14 protein-coding genes are annotated in these 15,860 nt (G+C 43.3%); 6 read left to right on the top strand and 8 right to left on the bottom strand.

Annotated elements, in window-relative coordinates:
* Window positions 1–96: 96 nt before the first annotated feature.
* The 3 genes from ssb to A7985_RS17770 all read right to left on the bottom strand — a co-directional run bounded on the left by ssb (window position 97) and on the right by A7985_RS17770 (window position 2,980).
* Window positions 97–771, bottom strand: a complete 675-nt coding sequence (gene ssb, locus A7985_RS17760; protein ID WP_065791744.1) for a single-stranded DNA-binding protein — start codon at window positions 769–771, stop codon at window positions 97–99.
* 104 nt (window positions 772–875) lie between these two features.
* Window positions 876–2,240, bottom strand: coding sequence for an MFS transporter (locus A7985_RS17765; protein WP_065791745.1), 1,365 nt, complete (start codon window positions 2,238–2,240; stop codon window positions 876–878).
* A gap of 50 nt (window positions 2,241–2,290) precedes the next feature.
* Complete coding sequence (locus A7985_RS17770) at window positions 2,291–2,980, bottom strand: substrate-binding periplasmic protein (protein ID WP_065791746.1); 690 nt, start codon at window positions 2,978–2,980, stop codon at window positions 2,291–2,293.
* Window positions 2,981–3,376: 396 nt separating this feature from the next.
* Between A7985_RS17770 and uvrA the strand changes: the two genes are divergently transcribed.
* Both uvrA and A7985_RS17780 read left to right on the top strand, forming a co-directional pair.
* Window positions 3,377–6,196, top strand: a complete 2,820-nt coding sequence (gene uvrA / locus A7985_RS17775; RefSeq protein WP_065791747.1) for an excinuclease ABC subunit UvrA — start codon at window positions 3,377–3,379, stop codon at window positions 6,194–6,196.
* Between the two features lie 70 nt (window positions 6,197–6,266).
* On the top strand, window positions 6,267–7,319 hold the full coding sequence (locus A7985_RS17780; RefSeq protein WP_065791748.1) for a hypothetical protein: 1,053 nt from the start codon (window positions 6,267–6,269) through the stop codon (window positions 7,317–7,319).
* Between the two features lie 46 nt (window positions 7,320–7,365).
* Here the strand turns inward: A7985_RS17780 and A7985_RS17785 are convergent, their stop codons facing one another.
* Window positions 7,366–7,755 carry an acyl-CoA thioesterase gene (locus A7985_RS17785; RefSeq protein ID WP_065791749.1) on the bottom strand — a complete coding sequence of 130 codons (390 nt, stop codon included), beginning with the start codon at window positions 7,753–7,755 and terminating at the stop codon, window positions 7,366–7,368.
* Window positions 7,756–7,784: 29 nt separating this feature from the next.
* Between A7985_RS17785 and A7985_RS17790 the strand changes: the two genes are divergently transcribed.
* A complete protein-coding gene (locus A7985_RS17790; RefSeq protein ID WP_065791750.1) occupies window positions 7,785–8,501 on the top strand; it encodes a 2OG-Fe(II) oxygenase in 717 nt (238 codons plus the stop codon).
* A gap of 9 nt (window positions 8,502–8,510) precedes the next feature.
* On the opposite strand, the gene A7985_RS17795 is transcribed toward A7985_RS17790, so the two are convergent.
* Window positions 8,511–8,882, bottom strand: a complete 372-nt coding sequence (locus tag A7985_RS17795) for a YacL family protein (protein WP_065791751.1) — start codon at window positions 8,880–8,882, stop codon at window positions 8,511–8,513.
* 144 nt (window positions 8,883–9,026) lie between these two features.
* Between A7985_RS17795 and A7985_RS17800 the strand changes: the two genes are divergently transcribed.
* Window positions 9,027–9,932: an AEC family transporter gene (locus tag A7985_RS17800; protein WP_065791752.1), complete on the top strand. Its 906-nt coding sequence runs from the start codon at window positions 9,027–9,029 to the stop codon at window positions 9,930–9,932.
* A gap of 94 nt (window positions 9,933–10,026) precedes the next feature.
* Here the strand turns inward: A7985_RS17800 and A7985_RS17805 are convergent, their stop codons facing one another.
* Both A7985_RS17805 and A7985_RS17810 read right to left on the bottom strand, forming a co-directional pair.
* Complete coding sequence (locus A7985_RS17805) at window positions 10,027–11,286, bottom strand: hypothetical protein (protein ID WP_065791753.1); 1,260 nt, start codon at window positions 11,284–11,286, stop codon at window positions 10,027–10,029.
* Window positions 11,287–11,534: 248 nt separating this feature from the next.
* Window positions 11,535–11,759: a hypothetical protein gene (locus A7985_RS17810; RefSeq protein WP_065791754.1), complete on the bottom strand. Its 225-nt coding sequence runs from the start codon at window positions 11,757–11,759 to the stop codon at window positions 11,535–11,537.
* Window positions 11,760–12,086: 327 nt separating this feature from the next.
* On the opposite strand from A7985_RS17810, the gene A7985_RS17815 reads away from it, so the two are divergent.
* Window positions 12,087–13,400: a short-chain fatty acid transporter gene (locus tag A7985_RS17815; RefSeq protein ID WP_065791755.1), complete on the top strand. Its 1,314-nt coding sequence runs from the start codon at window positions 12,087–12,089 to the stop codon at window positions 13,398–13,400.
* Here A7985_RS17815 and A7985_RS17820 read toward each other — a convergent pair.
* On the bottom strand, window positions 13,397–14,410 hold the full coding sequence (locus tag A7985_RS17820) for a site-2 protease family protein (protein ID WP_065791756.1): 1,014 nt from the start codon (window positions 14,408–14,410) through the stop codon (window positions 13,397–13,399). The two genes, A7985_RS17815 and A7985_RS17820, sit on opposite strands and share 4 nt — an antisense overlap.
* 229 nt (window positions 14,411–14,639) lie before the next feature.
* On the opposite strand from A7985_RS17820, the gene A7985_RS17825 reads away from it, so the two are divergent.
* Window positions 14,640–15,848 carry an EAL domain-containing response regulator gene (locus A7985_RS17825; RefSeq protein WP_065791757.1) on the top strand — a complete coding sequence of 403 codons (1,209 nt, stop codon included), beginning with the start codon at window positions 14,640–14,642 and terminating at the stop codon, window positions 15,846–15,848.
* Window positions 15,849–15,860 lie beyond the last annotated feature (12 nt).

A 15,860-nucleotide genomic window follows, 5' to 3' on the forward strand; every position in this document is an offset into this window, starting at 1 on the left:
CCCTAAATTCACAGACACGAGTCACAATAAAAAAACCCAGCAAATGCGCTGGGTTTTTTATCTATTCTAAATTTACAGTTTTAATTTAACTGTGCATTAGAATGGAATATCGTCATCAAAGTCGATTGGTGGTTCCATCGGGTTAGAAGCGCTGCCACTGCCTTGCTGTGGGGCAAACCCGCCTTGTGCTTGTCCACCCTGCGCTTGTCCGCCTTGTGGTTGAGCCGCTTGTTGAGGCTGTCCACCAAAATTATTGCTTTGTTGCTGTGGTGCATTTTGTTGCTGCTGAGGTGCAAAGCCACCCTGCTGTGCTGCAGGCTGTTGACCATATTGCTGCTGATTATTTTGCTGCGGCGCGTAACCACCTTGCTGCTGACCATAACCACCTTGGTTACCACCAGACTGATACTGACCGCCCTGTTCGTTGCGTCCGCCAAGCATTTGCATTTGGCCACCCATGTCTACCACAATTTCAGTGGTATACTTTTCCTGACCACTTTGATCAGTCCATTTACGCGTTTGCAAACGGCCTTCAATATATACTTGAGAGCCCTTACGTAAATATTCACCAGCCACTTCAGCTAATTTGCCAAATAACACCACTCGATGCCATTCAGTACGCTCTTGAAGTTGACCTGTGTTTTTGTCTTTCCAACTGTCTGTCGTTGCGATACTGATATTTGCCACACCGTTTCCGTTTGGCATATAACGTACTTCTGGATCTTGGCCTAAATTACCAACCAAGATTACTTTGTTCACACCGCGTGCCATGGCACCCTCTCCTCACACAATTACAAGCGTCACTAATTTCTATTCATCTATCAAAGCACAGACGGTTTCGCAGTGACACGAAAACGCATGCAAAATTTACAGCTTTAAGAAGATAAAACTTGTTTCGCTTGGTTTAAATCAAATTTACTTTCATCCACTTTTAGATAAGCGCGATTTTCTTCACTGACTACAGTCGCCTCTAGCACGCCTGGTAATGTAACCAGTTTATCAGCAAGTACTTGTGCATGCTGAGATTTATTGAGTTCCGTTACAAAGCTCAGTGCTTTACTACGTGGAGGGACTTGCATGCGCCATGCAATAAGCAGCCATATTACCCCAATTCCTGCCGCAGCAGCAAATACAGAATTCACTTCATAGTTTTGCGCAAGGTAACCGCCTAACACACCGCCTAAGAATGCTCCTAAAAATTGCCCGGAAGAAAACACCCCCATAGCAGACCCTTTTTGTGTAGCTGGTGATATTCGAGAAACTAAGGCTGGCATGGTCGCCTCTAAAAAGTTAAACGCGATAAAATAGACAGTCATTGCAGCAGCAATACCTATCAACGAATGCGATAGCCAAACCAACATTAATGCACTGACACTCAATGCAGCAATAGCAGCTAAGAAAACCTGTTTTTCTTTTTGCTTTTTTATCGCCACAATCATCATAGGTGCCATTAAAACAAATGCCAGTATTAAAACGGGAATGTACATTTGCCAATGATCTGAGGCCGCCAGCCCTTCTTCAATTAGCTTTGCTGGCAACACGACAAATAATGTGGTTAGGGTCAAATGCAACATTAACACGCCGATATCTAAGCGCAATAACTGTGGATGTTTGATTAAATTTTTAATGTCAGCAATTGAAGCAACCGTGTCGCCTTTTGGCGCCTTATGAACTGCATTTGGAACAACAAACATCACGATTGCAATGCCGAGTAAAGCGAGCATCGCGGTTAGCCAAAATACCCCAGAAATGCCAAACGCCGCCGCCACCATAGGACCTAAAAGCATCGCAACTGCAAAACTTAAACCAATACACATGCCAATGACGGCCATCACCTTTGGCCGCTGTTCATCGCGACTTAAGTCGGAAGCGAGGGCGAGTAATGCGCTGGCTATCGCGCCCATGCCTTGTAGTGCCCGCCCAAATGTGACCCAATAAATAGATTCAGCTAAAGCTGCGATAACGGAGCCGAGTGCAAAAACGACTAACCCCGCAATAATAATAGGTTTACGTCCAAACTTGTCTGACAACCACCCCATGGGGATTTGTAACAAAGCTTGAGTCAATCCATATGCACCAATTGCTAGCCCTATCCACAGAGGTGAAACATCTTCTAACGAAGTGCCATACACTGCTAACACTGGCATTAGCATGAAAAGGCCGAGCATTCGAAATGCAAATACGCCTGCCAATGAAAATGCAGCGCGTTTTTCAATTTGGTTCAAAGATTGATTGGACATAAAGCATGTAAAGTCAAACAGTAAAAAATCGCCGCTAGTTTATCAAAAACTCACTGCAACTGATATTTTTTTAATATTTCTCTGAATCTGCCTGAATTTTGTAAACTTAGAAACGCTTTGTTCAATCGTTCTAGGCGGGTTAAAGACGTCCTTTTTTTACTGAATGCAAAATACACCGGAGATTCATTAATGATCAATGGGGCCACTTTAATTGTCATGAAATCGGGGTGATTGTCCGATTGAAACAAGATATTAAATTTCTCTTCTAAAAATCCTGCAATACGACCATGCTTTAGCAAACTGAGCTTAGTTTGATTATCAGGTACAAAGATAAATTGCGTTTCATTTTGCTGTAAAAGCTTAAATCGTTCGGTAAATTGAGTACCGTAAAATGCGCCTTGCTGTATTGCCACTGGCACTGGTAAAGAAAACAGCTCATCCATCGTAGTCACATCGAATTGCCGCTTGGCATTCATTGCAAAAACAATGGTTTCCATACGCTGAGGCCCGATAAAGAAAGCGTAGTCTTCTCTGGCTAGCGTTTTAGTCACACTCAACACGAGATCAATATCGCCCGTCTCAAGCATTTTCAGTGAACGGCCCCAGGGAATACTGACAAACTTGTACTCGCACCCAGCCTCATCTAGCAGTGCTTTAGCAAAGTCGACATCCATACCATGCCAGCCTTTCTCTTCATCTAGCCTTGACTGAGCAGCATAATTTTCAAACCGCACAATCATCTCGCAGCCCCAAACAGGTGAAATAAAGAGAATACTTATAAGCAAAAATCGCACGTACACAGCTCGACTGCCAATCGTTACGTTAAGTCTAGTTGTTAAAAACAGGAAAGCTCAAATTTGTCCCTTCTCGCTTTGCTGCATAATAAACGACAGGCGACATAAAGTGAGCCAGTTACTCTCGACGCGCGTAACAAGGGTAGAATAAAGGCAGCTTTGATGTATACTGTATGAGTATACAGCTACCCATGGCAAAGTTTGTTACATCAATTAATTTATAAATTATGTATCATTCAGACATTAAATCAGGGGCGTACCGGCTCGTTAAACGCAGTTAACCCGGAAAAAATAACACCCGAGCAATTGTTGTAAGCACACAAGATTCATAAAAAGGCCACTATGGATAAAATAGAAGTAAGAGGCGCGCGCACGCATAACCTCAAAGACATCTCTTTGACTATTCCAAGAGACAAGCTGATTGTGATCACCGGACTTTCTGGCTCGGGTAAATCCTCACTCGCTTTCGATACCTTATACGCAGAAGGGCAAAGACGATATGTGGAATCACTGTCAGCATACGCCAGACAGTTTTTATCATTAATGGAAAAGCCCGATGTCGATCATATCGAGGGACTTTCTCCGGCAATCTCAATCGAGCAAAAGTCGACATCTCATAACCCGCGTTCCACGGTCGGTACGATCACCGAGATATACGACTATTTGCGTTTGCTATTTGCGCGTGTTGGCGAACCTCGTTGCCCAACTCATGATTTACCACTTACCGCTCAGACTATTAGCCAAATGGTAGATACGGCCTTGGCACAGCCGGAAGGCAGCAAACTAATGCTGCTTGCGCCAGTCGTTAAAAACCGAAAAGGTGAGCATGTAAAACTACTTGAGCAGTTGGCAAGCCAAGGCTTCATTCGAGCTCGAATCGATGGTGAAGTCTGTGACTTGTCGGATCCTCCTGCACTGGAACTACACAAAAAGCATACGATTGAAGTCGTTGTAGACCGCTTTAAAGTTAAAGAGGGTTTACAACAGCGTTTGGCTGAGTCCTTTGAAACTGCTTTAGAACTTGCAGACGGCATTGCACAAATAGCGAGTATGGATGATCCGGACGCTGAAGAGCTGATCTTTTCTGCAAACTTTGCCTGCCCAACGTGTGGTTATGCGATGACAGAGCTTGAGCCTCGCATGTTTTCTTTCAATAACCCAGCAGGCGCCTGTCAAAGTTGTGATGGATTAGGCGTACGTCAGTACTTCGACCCTAATCGCGTAGTACAAAACCCAGAACTGAGTCTTTCTGGTGGCGCGATTAAAGGGTGGGACAAGCGCAGCTTTTACTATTTCCAAATGCTCAGCTCAGTTGCCGAGCATTATGGCTTTGACTTGGAAGTGCCTTTTAAAGAGCTGCCCAGTTCTGCACAAAAAGTGGTGTTGGAAGGCTCAGGTAAAACTAAAATCGCATTCAACTATCGAAACGATCGCGGAGATTTAATCACGCGTAACCACGAATTTGAAGGCGTTTTAAACAATATGAATCGTCGCTACCATGAGACTGAATCCACGTCGGTACGCGAAGAGTTAGCCAAGTATCAAACAAGCCAAGCTTGTCCAAGCTGTCACGGTTCAAGGTTAAGAGAGGAAGCAAGACACGTCTTTATTGGCTCAACCAACTTACCAGCTGTCACTACCATGAGCATTGGCGAGGCCAGTCAGTTTTTCCATGACCTCACTCTAACGGGCCAAAAGGCTCAAATTGCAGAAAAAATATTAAAAGAAATCCGCGACCGCTTGTCCTTCTTGATTAACGTTGGACTCAATTACCTCTCTTTAGAGCGTAGTGCTGACACCCTATCTGGTGGAGAAGCTCAGCGGATAAGACTGGCAAGCCAAATTGGTGCTGGACTAGTCGGTGTGATGTATGTGCTGGACGAGCCTTCTATTGGCTTGCACCAAAGAGACAACGATCGATTATTGAGTACACTGACACATCTGCGCGATCTAGGTAATACGGTTATTGTTGTAGAGCATGACGAAGATGCCATTCGCGCTGCTGACCATATCATTGATATCGGTCCGGGTGCAGGGGTACATGGTGGTAATGTTGTTGCCGAGGGTACCAGAGAAGACATTATAGCCAACCCAGATTCTTTAACTGGCCAATATTTATGTGGCACCAAAGAGATAGTTGTTCCCCCAGAACGTCATCAACCTACTGAAAAGTGGTTAGAGTTATTCGGCGCAACAGGAAACAACCTCAAAAACGTCGATCTTAAAATTCCATTTGGTTTGATGACCTGTATTACAGGCGTTTCGGGCTCTGGTAAATCGACACTGGTTAACGATACCTTGTATAAATTGGCGCACCGTGCACTGAATGGTGCGACGGTGTCAGAGCCAGCGCCACATAAAGATATTCAAGGCTTAGATCATTTTGATAAAGTCATCGATATAGACCAAAGTCCTATCGGTAGAACGCCGCGCTCAAACCCTGCAACGTATACCGGCATTTTCACCGCCATTCGCGAACTGTTTGCTGGTACGCAAGAAGCACGCTCTCGTGGCTATAAAGTCGGCCGATTTAGCTTCAATGTAAAAGGTGGGCGCTGTGAAGCTTGCCAAGGTGACGGTGTATTAAAAGTCGAAATGCACTTTTTACCTGATGTCTATGTGCCATGTGATGTCTGTCATGGCAAGCGCTACAACCGAGAGACATTAGAAGTACTTTATAAGGGTAAGAACATCCATGAAGTACTAGAAATGACCGTAGAAGATGCAAGAGAGTTTTTTGATAAAATCCCTGCGATTAAACGAAAATTGCAAACCTTAATGGATGTTGGCCTCTCATATATTCGCCTGGGCCAAGCGGCTACGACGCTCTCTGGCGGTGAAGCACAACGCGTGAAGCTTGCACGAGAGCTCTCTAAACGTGACACAGGTAAAACCCTGTATATTTTGGACGAACCGACGACAGGTTTACACTTCCATGATATCCAGCAACTGTTGGTTGTATTGCACCGATTGCGAGATCATGGCAATACCGTTGTGGTCATTGAGCATAACTTGGATGTCATCAAAACAGCCGACTGGATAGTCGACTTAGGGCCGGAAGGGGGTTCTGGTGGAGGTCAAATACTGGTTTCTGGCACCCCTGAAGAAGTTGCACAACACGCTCAGTCCCACACTGGCCGATACCTTAAGCCTATGTTATAAGTAATAAGCAATGGCAGTGAGCTCACATTCACTGCCATGCATTACTCAATTCATAGGGACTATAACAACAATGAATCATCCCGCGTGGATAGCGTTTAAAGACCAACTAAGCAAAATCGGGGCACCGTTTGAACGCTTCTGGCACTCACTCAATACACCGCAAAGACTCTATTTCTCAGCCTTATTTCTCAGCATTGGCGCTATCTTGTTTGCCAGCCAGAATAATGACGCTTGGTTTCATTTAGTCGCATTTATTGCACTCAGTGCCATGCTGCTAGAGTTTTGGCCAAAATTTTTAGTTTTTTGGGACAGCCTCCCCGGCAAAGCGGTGATTTTGCTTTTTTATGCATTTATCGCTAACTACGCCCTCGTACAAGCTGCGGGCATGATCAACGATATAACCGGTGTGAGCTCAGACCCCCTCCCCTATAGCCACAACCTCAGTGTACTATTGTCGTTGCCAACCTGGTTTTTCATCACCACCATCGTTTTATTGGTGCTCTTACAGCTTGCCCAACCGTTATACTTACTGGTGCTTATCTTTCTTCGACCATTTGGCTTACACAAAATGTGGCAGCCTGTTGATTACAAGTTTCCGGTTACAACCGGTATTTTACGCCTCGTATTCAGCATGCTTATCTTATTTCAAGTCGCTATGTTAATTTCCCATACAGGCCTATCCGGAGGCGTTAACCAGTTTATCAAAGGTTGGTTTGAAATCATCGTCAGCCCTTCACGTTTTAAAGTCTACCTTGAAGGCGAAAAGATTAAGCCCGATGGCACAAAGCTGACTGAAGAAGAGGAAGCACAATTAGCTCAAAAGCTCGTTGAACGTGAGCAAGATCTCAAAGAGTTAAAAGCTGAAATCGCCTTAGTTGATGAAAATACAGCACAATACGAAGCACAACTTAAAAGGGTTTTAAGACATTTTATCTATGAATATGAAGCAGATTCCCGCTCTCGATGTGAGCATGCGCCCGGTACGCGAATCATAGAATTGAATGACTATGAAATATTACAGATCACCAAGTTAGATGATGAGAATAGTGAATCGAGCTATCAATACGACGTGATTCCGTGTATTTCAGCCGCTGTTGGACATCAATTTAAATCTAAAATTTAACCGAGTGTACTGAGTACGATTGCTTCGCAAGCGTACTCAAACGCTATTACAATAAATACTCGGCCAAAGCATCTCGCTCATGTTGGCTCAAATTTTTAGATGATTTACTGGCAAAGTCATAACGTACCATCACTGTACGCCCTTCAGCACAGCATTCTCCATGTTGCCAAGCTTGTTGCAAGATCACAAAAGAGCTGTTGCCTATCTTCTCTATTGCCGTTTTAATCTCCACCTCTTGACCATAAAATAACTCTCCTTTGAAGGTCACTTCTACTTTTGCGACAATCAACTTCCAGTTATGTGGATTTAAATCAGGTGTAAAAATTTTGAAAATAGGTGCCCTAGCAGCTTCAAACCATACCGGGAGTACGGTATTGTTTATGTGGCCAAGTACATCTGTTTCGCTAAAGCGTGGCATGATTTTTTCTGCAAGCATAATAACTCTAACAACCTTTGAGGAATGAAATGACTGATTTTATCCGCGTATACGACAATGCACTGAGTGCAGAGTTTTGTGACCAATTTATGCAAACCTTTGATAAAAGTCCACATTTAGCTCAAGGCCAAACATCAGGTGGCGTTGATTTAAACAAAAAAATCAGTCAAGACCTGTATCTGAACAACCACCCTGAATATCAGCAGCAGTTGCGCGAAATCGAACAAGCAACGTCTAAACACTTATTTCAATACGTTGAAGAACACTTTTTTATGATGTTAGGTGCATTCGGCCTCAACGTCTACCATCCTGCAACGGGCAAGCCAGTCAACCTAACCGTCGACAACTTTGAGGAAGTCGGCAAACCTCAGCTACCGGTTCTCACACAGCAACTATTTAGACTTGGGCCAATTCAAGCGCAAAAATACCCAGTGAATAAAGGCGGATATCCATACTGGCATAGCGAAGTTTACCCACAATTACATCACAATGAAGCACTGCACCGCGTGCTACTATTCATGTTTTACCTCAATGATGTAGAGGAAGGTGGAGAAACAGAGTTTTTCTATCAAAACAGGAAACTGGCACCGAAAAAAGGCAGCATGGTAATCGCACCGAGTTATTTTACGCATACACATAGAGGAAATATGCCGCTTTCCAATGACAAATATATTTTAACTTCATGGGTGCTGTTTCAAAGGGCTGAGCAGCTATATGGTGCACCACCTCAGCATGCCACTGCATAGTGACACCCGTTATCTTCGGCTCTGAACAAACGTATGCCAATCATGCATCAGAGCCTGAAAATCTTCAAAGCCACACCCCGCGATTAGACCATCTTCATCTAACTCTAAAAAATCGTCTTCGTAACGAGATAGGTCCACGTCATTTTGAAATAAGGTATGTGCTTCAAACAGGGCTTCATCTTTAGAAAGTGTTAAACGCACTTCTTTACCTTCAAGCTTAAGCTCTTCAGTACCTTGCTTTACCGCGCTCATTTTCTCGATAAAACCAGCAATATCATTGAGAGGTAATTCTTCATTTAGCCATCGGCCAACCAAAGCATGCTCTTCGGACATGCGAACTCTAAAACCCACAATCGGGTCTCGAATAAACTGATATTCCATACAACTTTATAAAACACTCAACACAATGCTTAATTATACCGTAAAGCATGGCCAAAAGGACAAAGTAAAATTCCTTGTCAGACACGCGTGAAAATAATTCTCTGTGACGTATAATAATCGCCTTGCATAATAAATCGTAACTCTATGACCCCCATCGAAGTTCTATTTCCCTTAATTTTCTTAGTACTGACAGGCTATCTCTGCGGTAAAACTGGGTTTATCGCGACGACCCAGCTAGAGGGACTGCGCAGATTCATCTTTTATATCGCGATCCCTGTCTTTCTCTTTCTCAACATGTATCAAGCAGATCTGGATAAAGTCGCCTCGCCTCAGTTACTACTCGCCTTCTATATACCCGTCCTGATGTGTTATTTGCTGACTTTAACCACCAAATGGCTAAACAATAAAAAAGCGATGGCAGAAGCCGCCATGTGGGGACTCGGAGGTACATACTCCAACACCGTATTGGTCGGTTTACCGGTGATTATTGCAGCGCTGGGCAGCGAAGCAGGTTCATTGGTGTTTATGATTATTACTTTTCATAGTGCGCTGCTATTTGCATTGAGCTTTTTGTTTTCAAGCAACCGAAGTGGCTCATTAATCGAGACTCTAAAACCACTTTTTGTTAACCCAATAGTATTGAGCATTTCGGCAGGATTACTCTTTAACGCGCTTTATATACCTCTACCGAAACTTCTATTTTCAGGACTGGAATGGCTCGCTAAACCCGCTATCTCTGGGGCGTTATTCGTGTTGGGCGTAAGTTTGGTGCAGTATTCTATTAAACAGGCTTGGAAGCGCGCGTTACTGCTGAGTATCACCAAACTCTGGGTGCTGCCCATGATGGTATTTGGATTTGCTAATTGGCTACAATTGTCGGAAATACATACAGCAGTACTGACATTGATGGCAGCCTCACCACTGGGGGTCAATGCTTACCTTGTTGCCCGGCAACAGCAGTGTGCCCAAGACACACTCGCTGCGAGCGTCGTCATCTCTACGATGTTAAGTCCGTTTAGTATTAGCGCTTGGCTTTATCTTTTAATATAACGGTGCATAGTGAACGAATAAGCCCACTTAATATGGCCGTGGCGCAAGTAGGCTTAAAAGAGAAGCTCACTTTTTAAGCCTACATCAAAGAGGGTTACTCAAGAACGAGCTCAAAGTCACCTTCAACAGCTTCGCCCACACCGTTATCATTTTTCAATACAAAATTAAACTTACCTTTCATATTTGAAATGCTATTTTGAGCATCAAGATCAAGAGAGCCGCTTTGTGACGATGTATTTAGCTCAGGATAGCTTGCCGAGACTATGGTTGCTTTGTTATTTTCATCAAAGAAAGAATTTAAAGAAACAAAGAACCCATTAGGGGCTTCATTAAACGCGAAATGCAGTTCAAAGTCATTGCCCTCTTGCTGCGTTACAAGGCGAATAGCAGTTGCTTCTTCTTTGGCAACCTCCTGATTATCAGCTGAGTGAGCAGTCACTTTTGATGTAACCACCACACCACATACCTCTTTGGTCTGCAGATCTGCAAAGTTGTCAAAGTGCATGTTTAATGAGCCAAAACTAGCAACAGCTTCGTTGCTTTTCTTTTCATATGTGCTCACTCCAACAGTCTTCTCATCACACTTTTGTACTATCGAGAAACTATTTTCTTTTTGAAAATATTGGGTCGATAAAGTACCTGAGTCACAATTTACAGACAATACACCCGCGTTTAACTCCATTGAATTAAGATCAGGGAATCCACAGTAGTTGGTCCCCATAACCTGCTTATTTTGGTCCGCACTTTCGACAATAAATGAACGGATAAATGTGCTGTCCACTAAATTGTAACTGTTATCTACTTGGTCGATTCTTAAGTTAGTTTTGTGCGTTTCTGTCCATGTACTTCCCACAGTCAGGGCAGACGTATCAATCTCTGAAACTTCTTCACCTAGCTCATGCGTTGACGCTGGTGGGGTAACAGGTGGATCTAAATCTTTAATGTTGAGAGATAAGTGCTGATCATGAAAACCAATTGTTTTAGTAGAATTGGCCTCGTCTAACTTCACGCTCACTTGCATAGTGCCGTGCGTTTCAACGTTTGGTGCTTTGAATGAAATAGTATCTGAACCTTGCCCAGAAAACGTAACATCTTGATTTAAATACTTAACCGTCCAATTGAATTTTAAGCCATTTGCTCCTTCGCCTTTCGTATTTAAAGACAGGCGAATCGTTTCACCTTCATTGAAGGTTAGAATAGCAGGCAGTGCTTCATAGGTAATATTTTGAACACGTGGTGTACTGGGTGTATCATCAGCTCCACCTGAACCACATGCACTTAGAGACAGCGCGATGACAGCGCTCAAAGCCAGCTTTTTTGTCAATATGACATGCTTTTCAATGTTAGACTTCATTGAGTTTTCCCGAATAAAAAGCGCGTATTTTATTCCAATGTACCTAGGTTAACAACACCAATAAATTACTTTTTTCAATTCAAACAGCGCCGTGTATTTGTGTATAAACAATGCACATTAGCTTTTATATTGCCGTATGAAAGGAGTAATGTGTCAGGAAAACACCACTTATAAAATTTAGACTTAAAAACTCAATTGTTTAAAGGCCTTTCATCAAGGCCTCTTCAATAAGAACACGATTTAGTTTGCTAACCTCGTGATGAGTATTTAGCAGCATCGATAATTGCCCAAAGGTGCACTACCGCTGCAATTACAGCTGGCACGACTAAAAACCACAATGCATATCCACCTACTGTAATAATGGCGAAAATAATTGCAGCTAATAAACGACCTTGTACAAGCTGCCCTAAACCTGGAAAAAATACATTACAGATAGCAGCAATTACATTACCACCAGAACCTTGTCCTGCCATAGATACCTCGCTTAGTTGTATTTCTATTACTACCACATCCCAATGTGTATAGCATGGTAGATAAACCTACCGAATCAATATAGTTAATACTGTAATCACGATATATGCCAAAAATAAGAACCTTAAAAATCAATGACTTACAAAAAACCAATATAACCAACTTATTGATTTTTTGGCGTAAAACACTAACTTTTAGTGCTTTTCTTAGTTATATTACATCCAATGACTACAACTGCTTGATGAAGGTATGACAATATAAGACTTGCCTCACGGTAATGATCATACACGCAAGCTCGGTAGCGCAAAGAACAATAACAGGACTTTAGCATGTTAAACAAATTAACTCGGCCACTCAGCCGACTCGTTGAGCAATATTTGCCAGACCCCTTTGTATTTGTCACTTTACTAACGCTATTCGTCATGGCCATGGCGATTATGTTTACACCTGCAACGCCCATAGAAACCATGCAGTTTTGGGGGCAAGGGCTCTGGAATTTACTCACTTTTGCGATGCAAATGTTGCTGGTTTTAATCGCTGGTTTTATGCTCGCTAACACCAAACTATGTGCAAAATTATTGAATGCACTCGCGACTTTAGCTAAAACGCCAGCACAAGCCATCATTTTAGTGACTTTGGTATCCATGCTTGCGAGCTGGTTAAATTGGGGATTTGGCTTAGTTGTGGGTGCGCTATTTGCCAAAGCACTCGCAAAAAAGATTATGGTTGATTACAGAGTGCTGGTTGCGAGTGCTTACTCTGGGTTTATTGTTTGGCACGGTGGCCTTGCTGGCTCTGTACCACTCACCATCGCTTCTGCTGGGCACTTTGCGGAATCTCAAATCGGTATTTTATCCACCAGCGAAACCATTTTTTCTTATTTTAATTTAATCTTGCTGGCAGTGATGCTCATCGTCTTACCTCTGCTCAATCGGGCGATGCTTCCTCCAAAAAATGAGCAAGTCTTGGTCGACAAAAAGAACTTAAAAGAACCGCCAACAGCCACGCCAAGTCAAACTTTAACGCCAGCAGAAAAACTGGAGAATAGTGCAATATTGGGCATATTGATTGGTTTGCTCGGCTGCGGCTACCTAACGCACTATTTTGTTGTACAAGGTGGTGGTTTAAATCTAAACATCATCATCGCGCTTTTTTTGTTTTTGGCGATTTTGCTTCATGGCTCAGCAGCCAATATTTTACATAGCCTTCAGCAGGCAATTAAAGGCGGCGCTGGTATCGTCATTCAGTTTCCGTTTTACGCGGGCATTATGGCCATCATGGTTAATACAGGACTAGCAGAACAGATCTCTGCGGGATTTGTGTCTATCAGTAATGCGCAAACCTTGCCATTTTGGAGCTTTTTAAGTGCGGGGCTCGTCAATATTTTTGTTCCCTCAGGTGGTGGCCAATGGGCTGTGCAAGCCCCCATTGTTATTCCTGCAGCGCAAGCCTTAGATGCCGATATTGCTCGTGTTGCCATGGCTGTCGCATGGGGGGATGCGTGGACAAACTTAATTCAACCATTTTGGGCTTTACCCGTGCTCGCCATCGCGGGGCTCAGAGCACGAGACATTATGGGGTTTTGCCTGCTCCAACTAATTGTCACAGGCATCATTATCGCCGCTGTCTTAAGCTTCGTTTAGCTAGATAACACTTTCACTGGCAGGCTTAGGATCACATTATCCGAGTCTGCAAAGTGCCACATCACCGCAATGTGCCCAACAGCCACGAGAACATATAATGCAGCCGATACAATCTGGCCGTATCGGTCAAGTGGTAGAAGGTGAGTTTGATGTCGCGTCCGCCATTCTAATAAGATTTCGATACTACCAATGAAAATGAAAAATGCCAAAAGCATCAGCCCAAATGTGTAACTTACCCACAGGCCAAGTGCAAGCCCTCCCAAACAGGCTAACAAGCCCACCCATGACCGCATGGAAAAACTAATACTTTTCAACACATGTCCACCATCAAGTGGCAAAATAGGTAATAGATTGAATAAATTTAAAAGCGCACTGAGTACTGCTACCCCGGCAAAAATTTCCGAGCCGGTCACATAATAAAGCACGACCCCCAGAACAGATGTAAATAAGCCAAAAGCTGGCCCCATCAAGGAGATAATCACATCTTGCCAACGCGTTGTCATTTTATCCTCGCTCATAGCGAGCCCGCCAACAAAGGGGATCAAGTAAAAGCCTTTGGTTTTCAGCCCAAAATACTTCATTGCTCTTACATGTCCATACTCGTGCACAACTAAACAAGCCACCAACATCAATGCAAACTGCCAAGAAAACAGCCAAGCATAACCTGCAACGGATGCACCAATCAAAGCCGCTTTTATCACTTTGGCACTTTTGAACAACTTAAATCCAAGCGCCGCAAGTCCAAGCCAGTTTCCTTTGCGTTCATAGCTCGCAACAGGCACCTCCACCCACTGCCAAGGAGATTGGTCTATAGATACAGCCAACAGATTATCTCTGAGTTGCTCTGTGCTTATTTGCAGCGTTCGCTGACCCAGATCGACCTCTAGCTGATGCTCATTGAGCTCATCAATTGGCATTGATTGCTGTTCTTTATATACCTGTACCACGCTTTGACGATTGACCATTACTGATATCGTCATGCCATCAATCGGCAATTCAATTCTTATCATCACACTCACGACTTAGTGAAATTTTCCTTATTATCCTAAATTCAGAGTTTCGATTGAAGAGACAATGAGTGAATTATTGCCAACTTGTACTACGCTTAGATTGTCTTGCGAGCTTATAGTCTTAAGACCACTTTGAAATACAAGCGTGATGTAAAAGTGTCATGTTGATAAATACGCTTGCAAGCGAGCCAAACTTTTACTGTGTAATTTGCCCTAGGGACAGGAAACTATGAAAGATCGTAGCCGACGTATACTGGTCGTAGATGATTCACAAGCAATTTTAATCGTCATGCAGGCGATTCTATCTGAGTTAGATATAGAACATGTCACCGTAGCCAATAGTGCAGTAAAGGCATTGGAGAAAATACGTCAGTCTCCCCATCAATTTGATGCCATTTTTACCGATCTCAACATGCCCGAAATGGACGGCATGGAGTTTATTCGTCATTTAGGGGAGCTTCATTACCCTGGCGGCATCGTTATCATTTCTGAAATGGAAAATCGAATTATAGATTTAGCGGCTAACTTGGCAAGACAGCACAACACGCACTTGATTGGTAATATTGCTAAGCCTGTACAGCTCATTGATGTCGAGAGAACCTTAAAAAAACTGGACAGTTTTGTCGGCGTCGAAGAGACCTACGAGCAGCCCATTACTGAAGACCGTTTGCTTGAAGCGATCAGCCACCACGAGATCACGCCCTTTTATCAACCTAAGGTACATCGCGGCACCAAGCAAATAAAAAGTATTGAGGTCTTGGCTCGCATCGTCTCAAAAGAAGAAGGGCAGGTAATGCTGCCAAAACGCTTTATTGGCATCGCAGAAGATTTAGATCTCGTAAACCTATTGACCTTTCAATTATTCGAAAAAGCAGCCAATGAGTTTCAGCGTATTAGAAACGAGCTTAATTATCCGTTTAAATTGGCCTTCAACCTGTCGCCCATTCAACTCAATGATACTAGCTGTCCAGATAAGTTAGCGTTGATTTTAGAGCTCAATCGCCTGAAACCTCAAGAGGTTATAGTCGAAATTACCGAGAATCAACCTATCATCTCAAATGTTCAACTGGAGACCATTAATCGCTTACGACTGCGAGGTTTTGATCTTGCGCTTGATGACTTCGGCACCGGATTTACGAATTTACAGCAACTTAAAACATTGCCCTTTACAGAGATTAAAATTGACCGCTCTTTAATTACCTACATTGAGTCAGACCGTTTTTCTCAAGTCCTCGTAGATAGCTTGATTGATATTGCACAAAATGAGCAGCTGGATATCGTTGCTGAGGGGATAGAGCGTATTGAAGAGCTTCAGTATTTAGAGCGCTACAAGTTTAGTCTCTTAATGCAGGGCTATTTAATTAGCAGGCCCAAAGCCCTAAATGAATTCATTCGCTGGATCCACTCTTGGCAGAGAATGATTAACTCTAATCCATAAAAGGGCCCGGTT

This window comes from Pseudoalteromonas luteoviolacea (genome assembly GCF_001696455.1).
GTDB classification, from domain to species: domain Bacteria; phylum Pseudomonadota; class Gammaproteobacteria; order Enterobacterales; family Alteromonadaceae; genus Pseudoalteromonas; species Pseudoalteromonas luteoviolacea_C.

Excerpts from the sequence above, each read along its gene's own strand:
- ssb (WP_065791744.1), bottom strand. The coding sequence starts at position 771 with ATGGCACGCGGTGTGAACAAAGTAATCTTGGTTGGTAATTTAGGCCAA.
- A7985_RS17765 (WP_065791745.1), bottom strand. The coding sequence starts at position 2,240 with ATGTCCAATCAATCTTTGAACCAAATTGAAAAACGCGCTGCATTTTCA.
- A7985_RS17770 (WP_065791746.1), bottom strand. The coding sequence starts at position 2,980 with ATGATTGTGCGGTTTGAAAATTATGCTGCTCAGTCAAGGCTAGATGAA.
- uvrA (WP_065791747.1), top strand. The coding sequence starts at position 3,377 with ATGGATAAAATAGAAGTAAGAGGCGCGCGCACGCATAACCTCAAAGAC.
- A7985_RS17780 (WP_065791748.1), top strand. The coding sequence starts at position 6,267 with ATGAATCATCCCGCGTGGATAGCGTTTAAAGACCAACTAAGCAAAATC.
- A7985_RS17785 (WP_065791749.1), bottom strand. The coding sequence starts at position 7,755 with ATGCTTGCAGAAAAAATCATGCCACGCTTTAGCGAAACAGATGTACTT.
- A7985_RS17790 (WP_065791750.1), top strand. The coding sequence starts at position 7,785 with ATGACTGATTTTATCCGCGTATACGACAATGCACTGAGTGCAGAGTTT.
- A7985_RS17795 (WP_065791751.1), bottom strand. The coding sequence starts at position 8,882 with ATGGAATATCAGTTTATTCGAGACCCGATTGTGGGTTTTAGAGTTCGC.
- A7985_RS17800 (WP_065791752.1), top strand. The coding sequence starts at position 9,027 with ATGACCCCCATCGAAGTTCTATTTCCCTTAATTTTCTTAGTACTGACA.
- A7985_RS17805 (WP_065791753.1), bottom strand. The coding sequence starts at position 11,286 with ATGAAGTCTAACATTGAAAAGCATGTCATATTGACAAAAAAGCTGGCT.
- A7985_RS17810 (WP_065791754.1), bottom strand. The coding sequence starts at position 11,759 with ATGGCAGGACAAGGTTCTGGTGGTAATGTAATTGCTGCTATCTGTAAT.
- A7985_RS17815 (WP_065791755.1), top strand. The coding sequence starts at position 12,087 with ATGTTAAACAAATTAACTCGGCCACTCAGCCGACTCGTTGAGCAATAT.
- A7985_RS17820 (WP_065791756.1), bottom strand. The coding sequence starts at position 14,410 with ATGATAAGAATTGAATTGCCGATTGATGGCATGACGATATCAGTAATG.
- A7985_RS17825 (WP_065791757.1), top strand. The coding sequence starts at position 14,640 with ATGAAAGATCGTAGCCGACGTATACTGGTCGTAGATGATTCACAAGCA.